The organism is Mycobacterium sp. NPDC050551, from assembly GCF_040674075.1.
Taxonomy (GTDB): Bacteria; Actinomycetota; Actinomycetes; order Mycobacteriales; family Mycobacteriaceae; genus Mycobacterium.
This window is the reverse complement of the sequence record NZ_JBFARC010000007.1, coordinates 57,506-77,631: the sequence shown is the minus strand read 5'-3', so window position 1 is coordinate 77,631 and position 20,126 is coordinate 57,506. Positions and strand designations below refer to the sequence as shown.

At 62.7% G+C, this 20,126-nt stretch carries 17 protein-coding genes; 8 read left to right on the top strand and 9 right to left on the bottom strand.

What is annotated here, in order from left to right:
- Positions 1 to 10 precede the first annotated feature (10 nt).
- Entirely contained in the window at positions 11 to 937 is a 927-nt protein-coding gene (locus tag AB0K11_RS24745; RefSeq protein WP_364983379.1) for an alpha/beta fold hydrolase, read from the bottom strand.
- 104 nt (positions 938 to 1,041) lie between these two features.
- Between AB0K11_RS24745 and AB0K11_RS24740 the strand changes: the two genes are divergently transcribed.
- Together AB0K11_RS24740 and AB0K11_RS24735 are read left to right on the top strand one after the other, a co-directional pair.
- A complete protein-coding gene (locus AB0K11_RS24740) occupies positions 1,042 to 1,602 on the top strand; it encodes a helix-turn-helix domain-containing protein (protein ID WP_364983376.1) in 561 nt (186 codons plus the stop codon).
- 11 nt (positions 1,603 to 1,613) lie between these two features.
- Positions 1,614 to 2,951, top strand: coding sequence for a serine hydrolase domain-containing protein (locus AB0K11_RS24735; RefSeq protein ID WP_364983373.1), 1,338 nt, complete (start codon positions 1,614 to 1,616; stop codon positions 2,949 to 2,951).
- A 633-nt stretch (positions 2,952 to 3,584) separates the two neighbouring features.
- Here the strand turns inward: AB0K11_RS24735 and AB0K11_RS24730 are convergent.
- From AB0K11_RS24730 to AB0K11_RS24720, 3 genes are all read right to left on the bottom strand, one after another.
- Positions 3,585 to 6,776, bottom strand: coding sequence for a Helicase associated domain protein (locus AB0K11_RS24730; protein ID WP_364983370.1), 3,192 nt, complete (start codon positions 6,774 to 6,776; stop codon positions 3,585 to 3,587).
- Between the two features lie 701 nt (positions 6,777 to 7,477).
- Positions 7,478 to 7,906, bottom strand: coding sequence for a hypothetical protein (locus tag AB0K11_RS24725; protein WP_364983368.1), 429 nt, complete (start codon positions 7,904 to 7,906; stop codon positions 7,478 to 7,480).
- 10 nt (positions 7,907 to 7,916) lie between these two features.
- A complete protein-coding gene (locus AB0K11_RS24720) occupies positions 7,917 to 8,285 on the bottom strand; it encodes a hypothetical protein (protein ID WP_364983365.1) in 369 nt (122 codons plus the stop codon).
- A 290-nt stretch (positions 8,286 to 8,575) separates the two neighbouring features.
- Between AB0K11_RS24720 and AB0K11_RS24715 the strand changes: the two genes are divergently transcribed.
- From AB0K11_RS24715 to AB0K11_RS24705, 3 genes are all read left to right on the top strand, one after another.
- Positions 8,576 to 9,439 carry a TIGR02391 family protein gene (locus AB0K11_RS24715; protein ID WP_364983362.1) on the top strand — a complete coding sequence of 288 codons (864 nt, stop codon included), beginning with the start codon at positions 8,576 to 8,578 and terminating at the stop codon, positions 9,437 to 9,439.
- A complete protein-coding gene (locus tag AB0K11_RS24710) occupies positions 9,436 to 9,966 on the top strand; it encodes a hypothetical protein (RefSeq protein WP_364983359.1) in 531 nt (176 codons plus the stop codon). The genes AB0K11_RS24715 and AB0K11_RS24710 overlap by 4 nt, the downstream gene beginning before the upstream one ends.
- 1,357 nt (positions 9,967 to 11,323) lie before the next feature.
- Positions 11,324 to 11,743: a hypothetical protein gene (locus AB0K11_RS24705; protein WP_364983357.1), complete on the top strand. Its 420-nt coding sequence runs from the start codon at positions 11,324 to 11,326 to the stop codon at positions 11,741 to 11,743.
- A 40-nt stretch (positions 11,744 to 11,783) separates the two neighbouring features.
- Here the strand turns inward: AB0K11_RS24705 and AB0K11_RS24700 are convergent, their stop codons facing one another.
- The 4 genes from AB0K11_RS24700 to AB0K11_RS24685 all read right to left on the bottom strand — a co-directional run bounded on the left by AB0K11_RS24700 (position 11,784) and on the right by AB0K11_RS24685 (position 14,054).
- Entirely contained in the window at positions 11,784 to 12,086 is a 303-nt protein-coding gene (locus tag AB0K11_RS24700) for a hypothetical protein (protein WP_364983354.1), read from the bottom strand.
- Complete coding sequence (locus AB0K11_RS24695) at positions 12,083 to 12,541, bottom strand: hypothetical protein (RefSeq protein ID WP_364983351.1); 459 nt, start codon at positions 12,539 to 12,541, stop codon at positions 12,083 to 12,085. The genes AB0K11_RS24700 and AB0K11_RS24695 overlap by 4 nt, the downstream gene beginning before the upstream one ends.
- Complete coding sequence (locus AB0K11_RS24690) at positions 12,538 to 12,921, bottom strand: hypothetical protein (RefSeq protein ID WP_364983348.1); 384 nt, start codon at positions 12,919 to 12,921, stop codon at positions 12,538 to 12,540. The genes AB0K11_RS24695 and AB0K11_RS24690 overlap by 4 nt, the downstream gene beginning before the upstream one ends.
- A 461-nt stretch (positions 12,922 to 13,382) precedes the next feature.
- Positions 13,383 to 14,054 carry a TetR/AcrR family transcriptional regulator gene (locus AB0K11_RS24685; RefSeq protein ID WP_364983345.1) on the bottom strand — a complete coding sequence of 224 codons (672 nt, stop codon included), beginning with the start codon at positions 14,052 to 14,054 and terminating at the stop codon, positions 13,383 to 13,385.
- A gap of 132 nt (positions 14,055 to 14,186) precedes the next feature.
- On the opposite strand from AB0K11_RS24685, the gene AB0K11_RS24680 reads away from it, so the two are divergent.
- The 3 genes from AB0K11_RS24680 to AB0K11_RS24670 all read left to right on the top strand — a co-directional run bounded on the left by AB0K11_RS24680 (position 14,187) and on the right by AB0K11_RS24670 (position 18,358).
- Complete coding sequence (locus AB0K11_RS24680) at positions 14,187 to 14,780, top strand: TetR family transcriptional regulator (protein ID WP_364983342.1); 594 nt, start codon at positions 14,187 to 14,189, stop codon at positions 14,778 to 14,780.
- Positions 14,781 to 14,861: 81 nt separating this feature from the next.
- Positions 14,862 to 15,296, top strand: a complete 435-nt coding sequence (locus AB0K11_RS24675) for a DUF6188 family protein (protein WP_364983339.1) — start codon at positions 14,862 to 14,864, stop codon at positions 15,294 to 15,296.
- A gap of 47 nt (positions 15,297 to 15,343) precedes the next feature.
- Positions 15,344 to 18,358: an MMPL family transporter gene (locus AB0K11_RS24670; protein WP_364984141.1), complete on the top strand. Its 3,015-nt coding sequence runs from the start codon at positions 15,344 to 15,346 to the stop codon at positions 18,356 to 18,358.
- A gap of 787 nt (positions 18,359 to 19,145) precedes the next feature.
- On the opposite strand, the gene AB0K11_RS24665 is transcribed toward AB0K11_RS24670, so the two are convergent.
- Positions 19,146 to 20,069, bottom strand: coding sequence for a ferritin-like domain-containing protein (locus AB0K11_RS24665; RefSeq protein ID WP_364983336.1), 924 nt, complete (start codon positions 20,067 to 20,069; stop codon positions 19,146 to 19,148).
- Between the last annotated feature and the right edge of the window lie 57 nt (positions 20,070 to 20,126).

Genomic DNA, 20,126 nt, shown 5'->3' with positions numbered 1-20,126 from the left:
CGCGGATTGGTCAGGCCGCGGTTCGCGGTGCTCCGACGTAGCGGTCCAGGAAGGCGATCTGATCAGTCACGATCTGCTCGAAGTGCGGGTCCAGGTAGGGCTCGAAGTGCGTGCAGTCATACGACCGCACCTCACCCTTCGGAATGCGCGCGGCGATCTTCTGCGCCTTCGCGAAAGGAGTGACGTCGTCCTTCGTGGCCAGCTGCACCAGCGTCGGGGCGGTGATCTTGGCGGCGTGACGGCCCGGAGAGTAGAACGGCACCCCCAGGGCGATACGCGCGGCGACGTCGTTCTCGGCGAGCAGTTCCTCGCGGCGGTCCCCGGCCATCCGTTCCACCAGTTCCGCCGCCCCCGGGGAGGTCATCATCGCAACGTCGCCCGGTCGTCCAATGGCGGCGACCCGGTAGGGCGGACGTCCCAGCCAGTCACCCACCCGGTCGCGCAGACCCGCGAGAATCAACCGCGACACCAGCTTCGGGGATTGGGCGAACGCCGACGCTGGGCCGGTGACGTGCGGCACCTGCACGATTGCCGCCGCGAGGTCGTGGTCGTGGCTGGCCAGTACCAGGACGTGCCCGCCGCCGAAGGAGGAACCCCAGCCCACGACCCGGGTGTTGTCGACACCGTCGAGGTGGCGGGCGTAAGCGATGGCAGCCGACCAGTCCGCTTGCTGAGCCTTGATGTCCAAGACTCGGCGGGGCTCCCCGCCGGATGCGCCCCAGAACCGGTAGTCGAACACCAGCGCGGCGTAACCGGCCTGGGCGAACCGTTCGGCGTAGGCGTCCAGGCGCAGCTCCCGGAACGCGGCGAAACCGTGCGCCATCACGACGATCGGCGGATTGGCGACGCCGTCGGGCCGGTACAGCCACGCTGCGCAGGGTGTGCCGTCGGAGGTGAAGGTGACGTCGTGTCGAACGTAGGTGCGTGGGTCAGGCACGGTGGTATCCCTCGTCGAGTATCTTGAATGGTATTCAACAAAACATAGCAGTCTCTTGAACGCCATTCAACAAATGTGATTCACCCGGTCCACGGAAGGACGCCATGGCGCGCAACAAGCGTCCCCAAGCCGCCGACGAGAAGCGGGCTGAGATCGTGGCCGCGGCACGGCAGCTGTTCATCGACGCCGGCTACGACGCCACATCGATGAGCCGACTCGCGAAGGAAGCCGGGGTGGCTCCGAACACGATCTATTGGTACTTCGGCGATAAGGACGACGTATTGATCGCGGTCCTGACTGCCGTGATGGCCGACGTGTGGCCGCAATATCAGGAGGTTGCGGGCGACCCGATCGCAGCCCGGCTGCTCTGGGTGGTCGGGAAGCTCACGGAGATGAGTCGCCTCGTGACGACGGTGCACGCCCGTGTCGAGCACTCACCGGCCGTCGCCGAATGGCATCGGAACTTCCACGCGATCACCGGCAGCATGTTCCGCTTCGAACTCGAGAACGCGGGAGTCTCCACCCAGACGGTGGACGCCGAAGTGATGATCGGCATCTTCACCGTCGAAGGGCTTCTCATGCACCACCTGGATGAGAGTGAGCAGCGCGCCATCTGCGACGCCCTGGCATCGCGATGGACTCCCACTCCGTCGCACCAGAACTGAGGACCGATGCGATGATCCGACGCCGATCGTTGTTGTTCCTCACCGGTGCTCTCGGCGCGGGGGCGGTGTTCGGGGCGTGCGCCAAACCCTCGCGACCACCCGGCGCCAGTGCGACACCGCCGGTGCCCGTGTACGCGGCAGCCCTCAACGAGCAGCTCCCACCCATTCTGAAAGAAAACGGGATCCCCGGTGCGATCGTGTTGATCCGCAGCCCCGACAAGGGCGATTGGAGCGCGACATTCGGTGTGGCCGGCATCGGAAGCGACGCGCCGCCCTCGATCGACGACCACGTCCGCATAGCGAGCATCTCCAAGTCGATGACCGCCACCGTCATTCTGCAGTTGCAACAAGAGGGCGCGCTGGCGATCACCGATCCGATATCGCGGTATGTACCTGGGGTTCCCAACGGGGACGGCATCACCATCCAACAGCTGGCAGAGATGCGTAGCGGGTTGTACAGCTACGCCGATGATCCCGAGTTCGCCGCCACCCTGGAGAAGCATCCCGACACCGTCTGGACCCCGCAGCAGCTTCTCGGGATCGCGTTCGCTCATCCGCAGAACTTTCCGCCGGGCAGCCGGTACGAGTACAGCAACACCAACTACGTGCTGCTCGGCTTGGTCATCGAGAAGGTCACGGGCATGACGGCGGCGGCTGCGCTGCAGGCCCGGATCTTCGATGCGATCGGCCTGCGCAACACGATATTGCCGGCCCCCGCCGATGCTGCGCTGCCCGATCCGCATCCTCGCGGATACATGTGGGGCCCCAATGAGGCGTTCGACGGACCACTGCCCGACGCTCAGCTCGAGGCGGCGCTGGCCGGCGATCTCCAGCCCGCCGATCACACGAACGACAACCCATCGTGGGCATGGACGGCCGGTGGGGTGATCTCTCGGGCAGGCGACGTCGCCGACTTCGTCGAGGCGATGGTGGCCGGACCGCTGCTCGACGCCGCGACCCGGCAGTGGCGGCTGGAGAACATGAAGCCGACGGACCCGTCCGATCCGGGTGGCGCGTCCAAGCTCGGGTTCGGAACCTACGGATTCGGATTGGAGGGCGCAGGCCCGATGTACGGCCATCCCGGGAACATCGTCGGCTTCTCCGGACTCGCCGCACACGACCCGAAGGCCGGCACCACGGTGGTCATCCTGACGACGGTGTATCTCACCCCGCAGGGCGATTCGCCGCAGAATGCACTCTTCGCTCCGATCCTCAGTCAGCTGTATCCAGATGTGGCGGCACAGCTTTCCGGTGGTTCCCCGGCCGCCACACCCGCCCCGTCGACTTCGGCCGGACCCGACAGCTCGACGTCCGCGCCGCCCGCGAGCTCGACGGGACCGGGCCGTTGATGCCGGCGACGATCCGAAGGACCAGCGGACGTCTACGAACCCTATGGCGTCGGGGTATGAGATGGATCGAGGCACCTTCCGAGCCTCCGGAAAGTGCCTCTGACCTGTGTCGGGCTGACAGGATTTGAACCTGCGACCACTTGACCTCAGATCTGCGAACTGGGTATGCGGGGGTTCGTCAGCTTCCGGGTGTTGCAGGTCAGAGCGTTTCGCGAACATCGGCGAATAGCCCCGAACACCCCCGTTCTTGCTGGTTGGCGCGCGTAAAAGATTTACCCGATGATCCGCCTCCCGGATTCGCGCAGTTGCGTCCGAACCGTGTCCACAACCTTCGCGGGCATTTCAACTGTCTTCTTCGGCCCGCGCCAACTGCCACAGGTGGCGGGCCAAGCCTCGTCGAGATCTCCCCGAACATGTCGCATTGCGCTTGCACAATGACGTGACGGACCAGAACGCTACGCGCAGTCGTTGTGTCGCAGTCCAACAACACCCGAGCCAGAAACACGAAATGGGCCGGCGAACCAGCAGTATCGGCACGCCTGACAGGCGTAGCAGCCCCCATCGTCGACGATCTGCAACGCTGGTCGTGCGAATGAGTGTCTTGATGGTGCACCCATATCCAACTTCATCGGCCTAAGGCGACGACGCCTTCCATGTCCAGCCGGGCAAGTGTTGGAGTCGGCTTTGTCGGGCGGCGTCGAGGGTGCCTCTGGCGCGAGCGACCCGTTGCACTGAGACCCACTGACCGAGCGGGTAGCCATCGGACATCTTGTACTTCGCCCGGATCGTGGCGTCGCCATCCGCTTCAATGTGCTGCAGGAGTCTGCTGAAACCCTCTTCCCAACGGGTAGCGAGGACGTTCCACGCCCAACCGCGATCGGTCAATTCCTCCAGTCGACGCACGCGATCGGATTCAAGAGTGCCCTTGCTGTAGAAGTTGCGCTGGTGACTCGCCCACTTACCAAGCGGATACCCATCGAAGGTGTCCTGCGCCCGAAGACGGGCGTGACCGTGTTGTTCGATATAGCGCAGCAGGTGGTCGAAACCTTCTTCCCAGCTATCAGGCCGCGCGTCCCACTTCCAACCGCGATCAATGAGTCCCTCTAGTCGACGCACGCGATCGGATTCGAGAGCACCTTTGGCGTATCTGCGGCGTTGCACTGCTGCCCACGTACCGAGCGGGAAACCATTGAATGTGTCGCTTTTCTTAATGCGGGCGTGATCATTTAGCTTGACATATTCAAGTAAGAGGTCGAAATTCAACTCCCACTGATCGGCCTTGGGAGCCCATGACCAACCCTGGACGGATAATTCATCGAGACGACGCTGGTAATCGGCATCCAGACGACCGCTCTTGCGAGATCTTCGCTGTTTTTGCACCCACGCACCGAGGGCGTAGCCATCAACAACGTAATCATCCGGAACGCGGGCATTCCTGTTTAGCTCGATGTATTCGAGCAATCTGCGGAAGTTCGCCTCCCACTGAGCGGCGATCACATTCCACACCCAACCGCGGTCGCCCAATTCCTCCAGTCGACGCACGCGATCGGGCTCAAGGAGGTTTCTGGCGTATCTTGTGCGTTGCTCAGCGACCCAGCCATCGAGCTTGTGGTTCTGCGGAATACGGACGTCACCATGTTCTTTGAGGTAGTCCATAAGGAGCGCGAAGTTCGCCTCCCACTTCGCGACCCTGGCGTTCCACTCCCACCCGGTCATGTTCTGGAGTCGCTGCTCGCGATCGAGCGGAAGGATGGCCTCGGTGCGGTCGCTACGTTGCTGAGTGACCCACCGGCCCAGCCGGTGGCCGTCGACCTCGTAGGGCGACGGAACGAGGGCATTACCGTGTTCTTTGACGTAGTTCGAAAGTAAGCCGAACCAGAACTCCCAGGAGGCGGTGGTCTGCTCGACAAGGCGCACATTAAAAGCGCGAGCGAAATCGACGCTGACCCGTGCGGGCACATCGAAGATGATTTTTTCTGGGAGCGTTGGCTTTCCGCCGGGCAAACCGAGTTGGCGTCGGAGCGCGTCAAGGTGCTCGCCAAGCTCATCATCGTGGGAGCGCAGCGCCTTGATCACGTCCCACACCGGCTTGAATGCCGAGCCGTCGAGCGCGGTCTCAGGATCTTCGTTGGTGTCGATGAACACCGGTATGACGACTGTGCCGACGGTCTTGTCCGGGGCGAGTCGGATGGCGCGGCCAACGGCCTGCACGATGTCGACCTCAGAGCGGCGTGGGTCGATGAAGGCCACGCCGTCGAGGGTGGGCACGTCGACCCCCTCGGCCAAGCAGCGCGCGTTGGCCAGCAGCCCACGCTCGCCGTCACGAAGCTTGGCGAGGCGTTGCAGCCGCACGTTTCGTTCTCCGGCGGACATCTCGCCGGATGCGTAGTCCGACCACAGGTGGCCGGTGGGCCGCTGACGAGCGGGCATCCAGGCGGTCACCTCGGGCAGGTCGCGGGCGAACTCGCGGGCACTCTTGACCCGGGAGTGAAAGGTGATGATTCGGTGCAGGTCGTAGCGGCGCATCGCCTTGGCCAGCCCGATCTGTCCCGCGAGGGTGCGGGCGTCAGTCACTTCGGTGCCGTCGAGGGTGACGAACCGGCCCCGCTGCGCCCAGTCGCGGTAGGTGGCGTCGTCGACACCGACGACGGCCACCTGGTAGTCGGTGAGCAGGTTTCGCTCGATCGCCTCACCGAACGCGAGCCGGTGGAACACCGGGCCGAACGTGGCGTCGTTGTCCATAGACGCGACCTCGAAGATGGCCTCCTTAGCCTCCCGCATTACGCGACCGGTGAAGTAGCGCGGTGTGGCCGTCATGAACAACCGCCGTCGCGCCCTGATCATCTCACTGTCGAGGACGGTGCCGAATTCGGAGGAGACCCGCCCGGCGCACCGATGTGCCTCGTCGGCGATGACCAGGTCGAAGGCGGGCACCCGGCCGAGCCGGAACGCCTCGGCGATCCGCAGCGACGACTGGTAGGTCGCAAACACCACAAGCTCGCGGGAGCGCCGGCGCAGGAACTCAGCGATCCGCCAGGGATCGGTGGTGACCGGGAGGCCCAGGTCGCTTGTGTGTCCTACGACCGCGTCGCGATCGGTGACGGTCTCGTCAGAGCAGACCGGCAGGAAGTCGAACTCCAGCTGTTTGTTGGCCCTCCACTCACAAAGCGTCTGGGCCAGCAGCGACAGCGACGGCATCAGCACCAGCGTGCGTGGTGCGGCCAGTTTCTCCTTGATGAACAGTGCGGTCAGGGTCTTGCCGGTCCCGCAGGCCATGATCATCTGGCCCCGGTCGGACTGCTCGAACCCCTCCACCACCTTGTCGATCGCTTCGCGCTGATGGTCGCGGGGTTGCTTCGGCGGCGGTTGCGAGGCACGTAGATCCGACGCCGAGTCGGGCCAGTTGACCTGGGCGGCTTCCAATCCCGCGAGGCCGAGGAAGCTCGCTTTCTTCTCCTGCGCGTCGAGCGTGCGCTTGGCGTTATGCCCGATCCGGTCGGTGGTTGCGATCAGCAAACGGAACGAAATCTGCGGCCTCCCCGCTTCGGACAGGAAGGTGTCCACGTCGCGCTTGGTGACCGAATAGGCGGGGTCGTACGCCTTGGCTTGGATCGCCCACAGGCGCCCTTCGTGGTCTTCGGCGATTAGGTCAATACCGGTGTCAGCGCCCCACCGCCCGGGCCACTCTTCCCACAGCCACACCTGGTGAAGATGTGTGTAGCGCGGATCGTGAGTCAGGAACCACTTGCAGATGCGCTCAAACTGCTTGCCTCGCCGGCCTGGGGCGGGATCAAGTTGACTCAACAGCTCCTGCAGTGCCCCCATAGTCCAGAGATTATCTAGCTGCCGCGAAGGTCGTCCAAAACCTTGATTCGCCGGGAGAATCCTCCGAAACTTTTTTGAGCCTAGGACAGCACCTCTCCGCGCCATAGAGCCTTGCGGTCGGCGGGGGTTGTCCCCCGAGCCCAGAAATGCGAGACCGCAGTACGAAGACGAGTCTTGGCGTGAGGTCATGCGCGGACGGGTAAATCACCGCTTGTTGAGGCGGAATCTTTCTTGCAGACTGCCGATGCCGCCTGCCGTCGTGGCGATGCTGCGCAAGCACCGGACGGAGCAGGAGGCCGAGCGGTTGCGCACCGGTAATCAATGGACCGACTCAAGTCTGGTACTCACCACGGAGTTCGGCGGTCCGGTCGACCCTGGGTCGAGGCATCTTCCGAACCTGCGAAAATGCCTCTGACCTGCTAGAACTCTGGTCGGGCTGACACGATTTGAACCTGCGACCGCTTGACCCCGGATAGTCGAACGGCGTTTGCCGGTTCCCGAGTGCCGTCTGCGCAGGTCAAGGCAATTCGGCTATAGCGGCGGACACACGCGGATCGGCCCGGAACTGACGTGGTTGGCGTAAGCGTTGGCGTACGGCGCGGCTGGAGCCATGGGCCCGCGAGCGTCCACGTCACCCCAAACGTGGGAGTTTCGCAGAGGTGTCGCGGATCGCATGCGTCGCCGACTCAGACTGCGCCAAGTTATGGCGGGGAGTCGTCCAGCTGCTGCTCTAACTCTTCGAGGTGACACTGCTCGTCGCTTGGACCGCTGAAGTTCAGGTCGATCTCCGGATTCTGTCGTTTGATCTCGATCACTCGTCCCTGCTGCTCCGCGCAATTCGTGACTGCCGCTGGCGGTGGAGGCGGCTTGATTGAGCTCGCGTAGGTAAAAGAGCCCCCGATCGCGGTGCTGAAGACAAGAAATAGGCCGCCAATTTTGGCGACGCGCAGATCGCGAGATATCTGCCGATCGGTCTTGGCGTCATCCGTTTCAGCCGCCGATTGCCGCGCCACGACAGCCTGCTGTCTGGCCACCTCGAGCTGCACGGACTTGCGAATCTGTTTGCGCACTTCATCCGCTACTGACCATACTTCATCGTCGCCATCGTAATCGCGCGTTCGTTGCGACAAGGCATGCCACCTAGTTGGACTGGCCGTAGGACCGAATGATACTCTCCGCATTCTTGTGCGTTTCTAGAACTCGATCGTATTTGGCTAGCTCGAACCGCAAATCAACCCCGATCTCGGCAGACTTACGCGCAGTGAAAATTGTTAAAAGTAGCGCACCGATTATTGTCACTATGAAGCAGATCAAGGCGAATGCTGGAATCGTGTAAAGCGTGTCCCATCGTTCAATTATTACCGAAGCGGCAATCGCACCGCAGCCGACAGCGACGAAGTTAAGCACGTACAGGGTGACGACCGCTCGCCGTCGCTTCTTAGCTAACACATCCCGAAGCAGTTGAAGCCGGGCTGGGGCGATGTTCATCAATTCTGGCTCTTGGACCATATCCTTAGCGTACGGCGCGCATCAGTTGGTCTGCCGCCCATTCGGTGCCTCGGTCGCGTCTTCAGCGGGGTTACGGTTCACGGATGCGAGACCTCGAAAGCATCGAGTCCGAACTCCGCTTGATCGCCGTGTTCCGCGGCGCACTCCGCGACATCGGTGCCCCGACACCGTCCTGCGCGCCGATGGACCGGTTGCTTGATGAACGTTAGGTCGAGCAGTCGACGTTTGAGCTGGTGCCGACCGGCATGTCGCGAGACGCCCGTGCGCGGTCACAGATAGCGTCGATGTCTATGGCGGATCCCGAACGGAACCCGACTTATCTTCGCGAACTAACAGGCCATGTCGCGGAGTTTCGGGACGCTTTCACGTCCTTCGTGGAGCTACACACACCCACCTATCGCGGCCCAGGTATAGGGATGTTTCCAGCCATTTCCCCGCTCGAAGGCGTCGATCTAGCGGATTTGCAAGCACGCCGGGAACGCGTGTCGATTGCAGCTGGACGTGCGCGGAACGCGCCGAGACTCACCGGGTGCGTGTTCGGCGTCGTCGACCATCAAGGCGCACAAAACGTTGTTGACCCGATCGCGGCTTGGAACACCGTCACTCAGCCCAAACCGATGCTCGAACCGGCAAATGTCGTCGACGCCTGCAACCAGATGATTGGCTCACTTGAAGATCTCGCGGCCTGCGCCGAGGCCGAACATCCACCGACGGTCAACGTCGCGGAGATGCACCCTGCAGTATGGGGCCAGTCAGCGCGGCTTTGGCGAGACGGTCATTACCGGCAAGCAGTGGCGGCCGCCGCGGACGGTGTTGTCCAACTGGTGAAGTCGCGCACCGCACGCACCGATATCGACGACACGCCCCTGTGGCAGCAGGCATTTTCAAACTACGATCCCGAGCCGGGGAAGCCACGCCTACGGTGGCCGGGCGACCAAACCGACAGGACCGTGGTGTCGATGAACAACGGCCTCCGCCAGTTTGCGCCCGGCGCGCAGATGACGATCCGCAACCCCGCTGCGCACGGACTCGGCGAACTCACCCAGCAGGAGGCCATCGAGCGACTTTCGGTCTTAAGCCTGCTGGCGCGGTGGGTCGACCAATGCGACCTCATCGAAGCACCCGACGACCCGACGACGACGGGCACGCCATGACCGTCGCCGCGTTCGTCCTCGGCCTCATCGGTACGGTGCTCGCCGCCGTATCGCTTGGGTGGCAGATGTGGTCGTTCCGGCAGCAAGGTCCGCGACCTAAACTCACGCCCGTCGTCGGCATGATGACGCCGGGCGGCATGGTCACCAACGACGCCACCCGCGATGTCCGCGAGTCGTTGCGATCGGCTGCCGAGCAACTACCTTCCGGCCCGCTAATTATTGGTGTCAAGGTCGTGAACGACGGCCGTGCACCGTTTCACGTCACCGGTTGGGCTGTCCGCGCTGACCCGAGCGCCGTATCCTTCGTGCCCCTAGGAAATCAGATCGGCGGCCCAGCGGTCCCGTGCAACATCGCGCCGGGTGCCGAGGAGGTCTTCGTCACCGAGCTGGCCAGTGGCCGGGCGTTAGCCGCCGCCGGTGAAGCAGTGGACGGCAAGCCGCAGCGGATCTCGCTCACCGTGTCGAGCGGGAGTCGGGGGTTTACCACCAAGCCCGTTGTGCCCGCGTTGCTCGCCGAGCGGCTTTAGCCGAACATCTGCCCGCCTGTTCCAATCCGGCGACCGACCGGTAACGACCCAATCCGGCGTCAGTGGCACGCGAACCGGACGCCGGGCATCCGGCGATCCGCCTCAATTGGCTGCATCGCAACCGCGAGTGGCCGCCAACACCCGGCGGCCACCCGCTAGGGACTCGCCTCATTCGCTGGGCGGCGTGATTTTCTCGGTCGCGCAAAAACAATGGAAGCTACCGCGGCGGAGTCACGCGCGGGGGTGCCTCAATAATTTTCTGGGGGCATGCCCCTGGCACGCTGACTGCCGCGTTCGGGCCACCATCGACACTTCACTCCGCGCCGCGCGTGGCGGAAGTGTGTAACAAAGCTATAACGCTCGGCTTTCTCGGTTACGGATGGCCGAGAATAGAAGCTGCCCCACATCGCGGGAACGATGTAGGGCAGCCGTTACGTCCCTCGTCTTCCGAACTTAGGACATTCGTGAGCATAGACCGCCCTGGTGAACCACAGAACCCCAAATCCGCAAGAGGGGGCGGTCTCAATCCCTTCCTCGCCTTCGCGCTGGCGTGTCTGGGCGGAGTCGTTGCCGCCGACGTCACGGATTGGGACACGGCGATAACCGTGTTCGTTGCCGTCGTAAACCTGTTCACTCCGACAATCGAGAAGCGCCGCGACGACGGCAGTTGAGAACTACGTCCCGGTGCGTAATCGATCCGCAGCGGCGACCGCTCGTGGGCTCGATGAGGGTGAGGCATTGGCGTTGTCGTGGAATGCCGTCGACCTCGACGCCCGGGACGCTACATGAGCCGGAAACGACGCGATCCCGGCGCACAGTGCCACTCAACCCGGTGGTGGTCGCGATGCTGCGTCGACCGTCGGGGACCTCGATCCGGTATCTCTCTGGGACGGTCTTCTCGACTAGGAGTAGGAGGCTCCGCCAAGCCCCTCCTTCGCTGCGGTTTGCGGGGTTGGCGTATGCGTTAACGCGTCTAGGGAAAAAGGCACCTTCCGAACCTCCGGAAAGTGCCTCTGACCTGTCATTTCTGTGTCGGGCTGACAGGATTTGAACCTGCGACCACTTGACCCCCAGGCATCGCAGGTAGTTCCGCGTATGTCCGCTGAAGCCGGCAGTTCGGTTGCGCAGCAGGGTTATAAGCCGTCGGCGGAGGTGTGCGGACATCGGCGCAAACGGGCGGGTTTCAAGGCTGGTTTGGGTACGGGTTTGGGTACAAGAACTCCCTCTGAAGGCAGATGAACAAACCATGCATGCTTGGCGGAATCGTGGTCTAGTCTCCGACCAAGCCATGGGAGGGTTGCCGAATTATGTGAAGTTCGGGACTCAGGAGGTGGGTTCTTTGTTCCGGTCAATATCGGTGGCCGTGGTGCTAGGTTTCCTAGCCTGCACCCACGCCCCGCTTGCGCGGGCCGAATCCGCGACCGTGCACGTGCACGTCACTCTTTACGACTTCCGGTATTACGAAGACCTGGGATCATGCCATGGGGGCCTAGAAGGATACAAGAACGAGGGCTTCGATCCTACCGTGGCGGTCGCGCTCGAAGGCGTCAACACCAGAGAACTAAGCCTCGGCACGGCGTCGGACAAATCTGAATACAACGTCTATCCGGATCTCGGACAGAAATCGTGCTACCTCGACGCGTACGTAACGGTAGACAACCCCGATACCGAGTACAGGCTCAAATGGGGTAGCCGACCGTGGGAACGCGAGACGTTTACAGCGGTACCGTCAGTTGCTGGCTCGGAAGTGAACGACTACATACTCGTGCAGATATAACCAGCCTGAGGTCGCATAATTCCTGGTAGGCGCATCGAAGTCATCCCCCTTTGGCGCTAGCTCGCAGCTTGGCGGCGGCGTGAATCGCCTCTAAGAAGGGCTGGTCCTCGGCCTGGACGTCTGGCTCGAGTTGGTCGAACGGCACCAGTGACTCGTGGCTAGCAGACGTGAGAAGCTTCCACGCCGTCCAGGCATCATGAACATCGGCAAGCCGAACCGCTTCACCTTTCGCCCGCATGAGCACGGCATAGAGCACAAACAAGTAATCGGCGTCTTGCGGCACCTCCACATCCGAGGGCAACGCCGATTTGATCAGCGAGGCGTCGCTATCCAGGTATGTCAATGCCAGAACCTCCCGATAAGTAGAAGCAGATAAAGCGCCGCGAAGATACATGGCAAGGTTCGTTCGGTGAGACCAAGCTCGGCGTATCGGCCTCTCCAGCAACTTACTGGATCGGTCTTGAGCGAGTTCCATTCGTCCGTGAATATTTTCTTGGGTAGCTCTTTCTCCATCTCAAGAATCACGTCGAATTTGGCCCTATTGAGATCGCGGTAACTGCGGAGTTGCAACCACCAAGCTATGGAAAGAGCTAGTCCAGCGGCTGCGATCGCAGCCGTCGACCACCATGGTCGATCCTTTAGCGCTGGCAATGCAAATCCTGCGATGGTTATGAAAGCCGTGTGAACAGTCAGAAAGAAGGAGTTTGACGTGGCACGACGCGCAGATATTCTGTCGGCCATCTCGACCGCTAGCTTATAAAGTTCGAATGCAAGAGCGTCGCCCTGCGGCGCATTCATCTACCACCGCCCACCAGGATCTTCAAGTTGTCCCACGTCCAGGGATACATGCCATCGCTTGAGTACGCTGACGTAGGCTTGTAGCAAGTCACGTCCTTATAACCTTTGAGAAGAAAATACGAAATCGATTCTTCTTGTGCTATCTCCACTTCGGCGGCAACGCCGGCTGCCGTATGGGTATGTTGCCCGCATATCACAGCGACTGTGTCGCTCGACTTGATGCGATTTCGTGCCACTTGCCTCCAATTCGGTGTGGCGACCGTGATTGACGTATCGGAAATCTGAAAGGGCGAATCTGGAAGTTTCGATTGCCCGATAAGAAATTCTTTCAAGACCGAATCGTGGTCATAATCGAAACTGATGAACACGCGCGTCGGCATTTCTGTCCCCTCCTACGTTATGAACTACCCCACTGGCAGAGTAGCGGTAGGAGGTGACACTGACGTCAACGCACGCATCGGACCGTGATTGCTAAGCCGCCGCCCAGACCTTGCGATATGCCGAGATGGATGCCAGGACGTCGGGGTCCAGATCTTGCGTTACCGCGGTGGTGGCCCAGCGTTGGCAGAGACTCGAAAGCTGGTTTGGGTACAGCGTTTGGGTACGAGCACGAAAAAGGCGGCTCCCGGTGACCGGAAACCGCCTCTGACCTGTGTCGGGCTGACAGGATTTGAACCTGCGACCACTTGACCCCCAGTGTTGTTCCTCATGTCCGGTCTCGTCCGCCGGCATCCTGTCTGCGCACTTCGACTTCGGTGTCCGGATGCAGGCGGACGCTGCCGAACACAACGGGATTGAACCGCGTTGCTATCCAGGTTGCTATCCGGGGATTGCATTTTCGCTACGGATCAAGCCGTCCGAGACTGACGGCGTCCGAGTCCACGCGTCGATGGGCCTTGAGGAAGTCGTCCACGATGTGTTCGCAGTGGTGCTGGCTCATGGCGTGGAGTCCGGTCATGCGTGCGAACGCGAGCGGTCCAACGAGTTGGCACATGGCGAGCTCGACGTCGAAGTCGTCGAGCTCGTCGCGCGCATGGGGACTCTGCAGGATGGCGTCGAACGGCTGCCGGTACTGGTCGACCACCTTCGTTCGCAGTGTGGTCGTGTGGCCGGCGTCGTCGCCACTCGTCGATGTGGGTCCCAGTGAGAGCCAGGCCAGGGTGGTCAGGTGCAGCGGCGCGTCGGCGAATAGGGATGCCTGGCGCGTGAGCAGTTCGATCAGTTGCTCTCGCAGGGGAACTGAGCTCGGCGGCGGTGGGGTGACTTGGGGCAGGAGTCGCTCGAAAGTGGCGGCGAGAAGGTGCGAGGAACTGTTGAAATGGCGGTAGAGGGTCGTCCTCGCGACCTTCGAGGCCTTGGTGACCGCCTCGATGGTGACCGCCTCGACTCCGCCCGTGCTGAGCAGATGAGCGGCGGCGTCGAGTAGTCGGGTCCGCGACCGCGCGCGACGCGGGTCGGCGTCATCGTCGTCGAGCGACGCGTATTCGCTCACCGCCACACCCGCCGACCGCATTGTCTGGTGATTCCGATATCCATCACGTTATGGTACCGACAGTAGCGTAACGATACCGTGTGTCCCCCTAATTAAAGTTGGGGTGGAGTGCACCGCTGCGACTGGCCCGCCCCTCGAAAGGCGTAGATCGCGATGACGACAACCGGATCGATCCAAGAGGGTCGCCATGCCGAGGCGATCCGTAAGCGCGAGACCATCCTCGACTGCACCGCGATGATCGCCTCGAGCGGCGGATACGACGCGGTGAAGATGCGCACGGTTGCCGACGGCGCCGGTATCGCGGTCGGCACCCTGTATCGCCTCTTCCCGTCGAAACCGCATGTGCTCGTCGCCGTCCTGGCGCGTGAATTCGAACGCCTTGGCGCGGAGCGGGATTGGACGGCCACATCGGAATCACCGCGGATTCGGTTAAGACAGTTGAATACCCGCCTGTGTCAGGAATGGCAGTCCAGGCCTGCGCTGACCGAGGCCGTGACACGCGCGTTCGTCTTCGCCGATGGCAGCGCGACCGCCGAAGTGGACCGCGCGGCGGGGGTCATCGAGAACCTGATCGGGTTGGCGATCGCCGGCGGGGAACCGAACCCGCGACATCACCAACTCGCTGCCATTATCAGCGACATCTGGTTGACCAGCCTGATCGCGTGGGCCCGGCACGGCATGTCCGCCGAGGATGTCGCAGTCCGGCTTGAGCGCAGTATCGCGTTGATCCTCAGCGACGAGGGGTAGCCTCCACCAAACGCTACTATCGGTAGCGCAGCGATACTGGTAGTCTCACTTTGACTCGGATCGACGGAGAGGGGCGGTCTCATGATCACCCAGTGGATCGAAAACTGCGAGGTGCAGCGCGTCAGCCTGGACGGCGGTCTGGTGCTCAACCTGGAGGATTACAACGAGTTGGTCGTCACAAGACGACTGCTGTTGTCGCTGCCCCCGTTCAAGGAACATCCAGCCGAAGACGTGATCATCGACCCGAACAAGGTGCCGGATCACCAGCGTCCGTTGCTGAACTTCGCCGGTAGCGTCTGCACGCACGCCAGCTGCGATGACGACGGCACCCTGCGTATCGAATTCTCCAACGGCTACCACTTCACGGTGGCCGCCGATGAGCACTTCACGGCATGGGAGTTGTACGGCAAGCGCCACGGCTACATGGCCTGCCTACCCCGTGGCCAAGTCCGCGTCGTCCGTCACGACCTGCCCGAGGACGACCTGGTCTCCGAGCGCCCCGCGGTTCGCCCTTGAGCACTGACGGCAACGAACCGGACGCGCACGACGCCGCCGCCAGTCGGGTGCGTGAACGCGCGGTATCGGCTGCGAAGACCTCCGGCGAGTACAGCGAGCGCCTCGGTGCCCTATCCCGATTCACTGTGCGGCATAAGGCGTTGGTGACCGGCGCCTGGGTTGGACTGGCAGTGATCCTGGCTCTGCTGTTCCCTCAACTGGAAACGGTGGTCCAGAAACAGTCGGTTCAGCTGATCCCGCGCGACGTCGGGTCCTTCCAGACCATCGACCGGATGAGCGAAGCCTTCGGCGAGCAGGGCTCCAAGACCATGGTGTTCGTGGCGATGGAAGACCCGGCGGGCATGACACCGCTGGCGCGGCAACGCTATACCGACCTGGTGTCGCGGCTGCGCGCCGACACCGGCCACGTACTTCTCGTTCAGGACCTGCTGGCCGATCCGGTCACTGCCGCTCAGGCGCTCAGCCAGGACGGCAAGGCCTGGTATCTGCCGGTCGGAGTCGCCGGCACGCTCGGTGACCCCGCTGCCGCCGAGTCGGTCACTGCGGTCCGCGCCATCGTCGCGCAGGCCTTCGACGGCTCGTCGACGACGGCAAAGGTGACCGGTCCGCCGTCGACGTTCAGCGACCAGATCGCCGAGGCCGAACACGATCTGCTGTTCATCTCCATCGCCACCGCGGGACTGATCGCCATGATCTTGCTCATCGTGTACCGGTCGGTGTTCACCGCGCTGCTGCCCTTGCTGGTGATCGGCATCAGTCTGGCTGTGGGGCGGGGGGTGCTCTCCGCACTGGGTGAGCTGGGGATGCCGGTGTCGCAGTTCACCGTGGCCTTCATGACGGCGATCCTGCTGGGCGCTGGCACCGACTACACCGTATTTCTGATCAGCCGCTACCACGAACAGCGTCGCGCGCAGGTCGCCCCGGATCAGGCGGTGGAGCACGCCACCGCCAGCATCGGACGCGTCATCCTGGCCTCGGCGGCCACGGTCGCGTTGGCGTTTGCCGCTATGGTGTTCGCCAACTTGAGCGTGTTCGCCGGGATGGGACCGGCCTGCGCGGTGGCTGTCCTGGTCGGGTTCGCGGCGACCGTGACACTGCTTCCACCGGTACTGTCACTGGCCGCGAAACGCGGTATCGGCGAACCCAAGTCCGACCGCACCCGGCGCTATTGGAACTCGGTGGCCGTGGCGGTGGTGCGCAAGCCCGTGCCGCTGCTGCTCGTCAGCCTGGTCATCCTGCTGTCACTCTCGGCGGTCGCCACGACGATGACGTTGAGCTACGACGACCGGAAGGGGCAGCCCGACACCACCGCCAGCAACGAGGGCTATCAGCTGTTGGACCGGCACTTCCGCAAGGATGTCGTCATCTCCGAATTCCTCGTCGTGGAGTCCCCGACCGACATGCGCACCGGCAAGGGCCTGGCCGACCTCGACGAGATGGCATCGCGCATCGCGCAGATCCCCGGCGTGACGAAGGTCTCCGGGGTCACCCGCCCCGCCGGAGCACGCCTGGATCAGGCCCAATTGGGATGGCAGAACGGACAAATCGGCGACAAGATGGCCGGCGCGGTGGCCGAAGGCAACGCCCGCAAGGACGATCTGGCCAAGCTCACCGGCGGCGCGGACCAACTCGCCGGCGGTCTCGCCCAACTCGACGCCACCCTGCGGACCGCGCTGACCCCACTGACGGGAATCCTCGACCAGGCCCAGACCGCCGGACAACAGGTGGAGCAGTTCCGGCCCCTGTTGAAGCAACTCTCGGCCACCGCACCTGCGGTCGACCAGGCGCTGCGTTCTGGCCCTGGACTGCGCCCACTCGCCGAGCAGGCCGACGGTGCCATCGCCACCATCGACCCCCTGGTGGGCGCCCTGAACACCTCGCCGTGGTGCGCGACCACACCGCAGTGCGCACAAATCCGTGACCAAGTGCAAGTCCTCACGACGCTGCGCAACGCCGGGTTCTTCACCCAGGTCGCCGGGCTCGGGGACACCGTCGGCCAGAACGCATCCGTGGCCGACACCCTGACCGACGTCCAAACCGCCGTCACCTCGCTGGACAACGCGTTCGGGTCGCTCGGTGACCCCGCCGACCTGGCCGGTAACGTCCGCCGACTCCAAGACGGCATCCGCCAACTCGCCTCCGGCGCCCAAGCACTGGCCACCGGTGTGCACACCCTGGCCGACAGCAATATCGAAATGCTCAGCGGGATGAGCCAGATCGCCACCCAACTGCAAAACTCGGCGCGCGCCAGCACCGGCTCCGACTCCGCCAGCGGCTTTTTCCTGCCTCCAAGCGCCTTCGAGAATCGACAGTTCGGTGACGTCGCCAAACAATTCCTCTCCCGCGACGGCAAGACCGCCCGGTTCCTCATTGATTCCAGCAACGACCCCTACAGCGCAGCCGCCATGGACTTGTCCCACCAGATCGTCGCCGTAGCAGAGGCCGCCCGGCCCAACACCTCGCTGGCGCAGGCTCGCATTTCGGTCGCCGGATTCCCGGCGGTCAACTCCGACATTCAGCGCCTCCTGACGGCCGACTTCATGCGACTGGCCGCCGCCACCCTCCTCATTGTGGGTCTGATCCTGGTATTGCTGCTGCGCGCCCTGCTCGCTCCGCTCTACCTGCTGGGCACGGTGGTGCTCAACTACGCCGCATCGCTGGGCATCGGGGTACTAGTGTTCCAATGGGGCCTTGGCTATGAAATCGCCTGGCCAGTACCACTACTGGCGTTTATCATCCTGGTCGCCGTGGGCGCGGACTACAACATGCTCCTGGTATCCCGGCTCAAGGAGGAATCCACCCGCAACATCCGCGTCGGGGTCCTTCGCACCGTGGCCAGCACCGGCTCGGTGATCACTTCGGCGGGCATCATCTTCGCGGTCAGCATGTTCGGGCTGATGGTCGGCTCCATCGCCATCATGATCCAGGCCGGCTTCATCATCGGTTGCGGTCTGCTACTCGACACCTTCGTCGTGCGCACACTCACCGTCCCCGCGATCGCCGTCCTGCTCCGCGAGGCCAGCTGGTGGCCGCAACGCCCCGCTACCACACGATCCAACTAGTGCCTATGGTCGGCTGACTGGCCCTGACGATGATGCGCACTCACGCCCTCGTCGTGTCCGCCCTCATAGCTGGTGAACGGACCTTAAGGACACCTTGGGTCAACCCACCGCCGACCGACCGTGAGCGTGGAGGCGTGGTTGCAACCCCGATGACGAGGTGCCGATGGCGGACGACTGAACATTTTGCTTCGTACGAAGCAATCTCAACTGGCGCTGTATGGCGACGCGAATGGGAAGTTGCCGGTCTGAGCGTCGAACACCCGCATCTCTTCCTCGGTAAGAACCCGACGCGGTTGCGAATGGAGACACGTGATCGGCACGAACTCCGTTGGAGCGCACGACTCGATTTCGGGCGCGACTACTCGTGCAGATCCTTGACGGCACAACGTCGATGCTCCAGTTGAACCTCTACTTGCCCGACGTCGTACCAGGAAAGAAACTATCCGACAACGGGTCATCGTCCAAGATCGAACAGATTTGAAGGGTGGGCTCACGCTAGGGGCAGTAAGACCTGGTGGTGACACGAAACTGTGCAATTCAAGTAACTCATGCACACGAAGGCTGGCGACGATCCCGGCGCGTCTACGGATTCTGGACCGAAACTACTACCAGCACATCTCCCCTACTCTGGAGCGCGGGAACCTCACGCTGCGCCGGGAACTGTGTTGCCCCGCCAGGCCGGCACGTTCGAGTAGTACTAAACGTCGACGCCCGGCTCTAGCAGCCGAATTGCGGTACCCAGGCCTCCGAAACCCGCAGACGACTATCAAGGCGGTCGTGGTGTCGTTCATCTAGCCACCGGTTCGTAGGTCAGCTCCTCGGTCCACGATGGCGCCTTACCTAGCATCGCGGTGGGGAAGTGGTCGATCACGACCCCCAGCCGCTGCGAGATGTAATGCAATGGCTGAGAACGCTTGATGCTTGCCGACATATGCGCCTTCAGGATGTGGTAACCGGGAACGCGGCGCGTGTACTCACTACGGTCCCCTACGTTCTCGTACCGCATCACCGCGTTGTTCAGCTTCTCCTCCGAGAGTCCCATGGCGTTGAGATTTGTCAGCATCCTAGTAAGCAGTGGCACGTAGAGGACGCCGCCGATAAGGACTCTGGGGTCGACGAGCGCCCCTATTGTCTGAATTGCATGGATGCGCAGAGGACTGGCGCCGAGGTCGTTCAGGACTTGGAACCCGACTGCTAGGTGTCGAGATTCGTCATTGTTGACCTTATTGAAGACCTCGGCGCACAGCGGATCCTCCACCTCGTCGAGCAGGAACTTGAGCAGTGCTCCGTCAAGCGCAGTCTCCAAGGCGGGAATCGCCGCTCCGATCACCGTCAGCGGGAGGGCCTCGGCGTATCTGTCGAGCCACTCGATGACGAGCCGAATGTTCTTATTCGGCTGGGGAATTTCGCCATCGTCGAGCATTCCCCAACGTTTCATGAGGGCGAGCTCCGCGTTAGCGTGCCGCTGCTCCTCCGCGTGAAAGTACCTGTAAATGTCACCAAGGGCATCGAACGGCGCCTTCGGCGCCATGGCGGCGAAAGCACGTGCTCCGACGTGTTCTATCCACACCACGTCAGACATGAACTGCTTCAGGGTGGGCCGCTGCTCGTTGGTGATCATGTCGGCGCCCGGCGCATCCCAATCGATGTCGACCAGCGCCCACTGCCGATTCTTGATCGTCTCGAGCATGTCGCTGTACTCGAATGCCATCTGACTGCCTCCTTGGCCCTCATGGAAATCCCTGGCTGGCGATAGGCTTGCCCCGAC

Bases quoted from the DNA above. Each gene is read 5' to 3' on its own strand.
- AB0K11_RS24685 (WP_364983345.1), bottom strand. From the start codon at position 14,054: ATGCGGTCGGCGGGTGTGGCGGTGAGCGAATACGCGTCGCTCGACGAC.
- AB0K11_RS24675 (WP_364983339.1), top strand. From the start codon at position 14,862: ATGATCACCCAGTGGATCGAAAACTGCGAGGTGCAGCGCGTCAGCCTG.
- AB0K11_RS24715 (WP_364983362.1), top strand. From the start codon at position 8,576: ATGGCGGATCCCGAACGGAACCCGACTTATCTTCGCGAACTAACAGGC.
- AB0K11_RS24680 (WP_364983342.1), top strand. From the start codon at position 14,187: ATGACGACAACCGGATCGATCCAAGAGGGTCGCCATGCCGAGGCGATC.
- AB0K11_RS24690 (WP_364983348.1), bottom strand. From the start codon at position 12,921: ATGCCGACGCGCGTGTTCATCAGTTTCGATTATGACCACGATTCGGTC.
- AB0K11_RS24710 (WP_364983359.1), top strand. From the start codon at position 9,436: ATGACCGTCGCCGCGTTCGTCCTCGGCCTCATCGGTACGGTGCTCGCC.
- AB0K11_RS24720 (WP_364983365.1), bottom strand. From the start codon at position 8,285: ATGGTCCAAGAGCCAGAATTGATGAACATCGCCCCAGCCCGGCTTCAA.
- AB0K11_RS24665 (WP_364983336.1), bottom strand. From the start codon at position 20,069: ATGGCATTCGAGTACAGCGACATGCTCGAGACGATCAAGAATCGGCAG.
- AB0K11_RS24730 (WP_364983370.1), bottom strand. From the start codon at position 6,776: ATGGGGGCACTGCAGGAGCTGTTGAGTCAACTTGATCCCGCCCCAGGC.
- AB0K11_RS24735 (WP_364983373.1), top strand. From the start codon at position 1,614: ATGATCCGACGCCGATCGTTGTTGTTCCTCACCGGTGCTCTCGGCGCG.
- AB0K11_RS24695 (WP_364983351.1), bottom strand. From the start codon at position 12,541: ATGAATGCGCCGCAGGGCGACGCTCTTGCATTCGAACTTTATAAGCTA.
- AB0K11_RS24740 (WP_364983376.1), top strand. From the start codon at position 1,042: ATGGCGCGCAACAAGCGTCCCCAAGCCGCCGACGAGAAGCGGGCTGAG.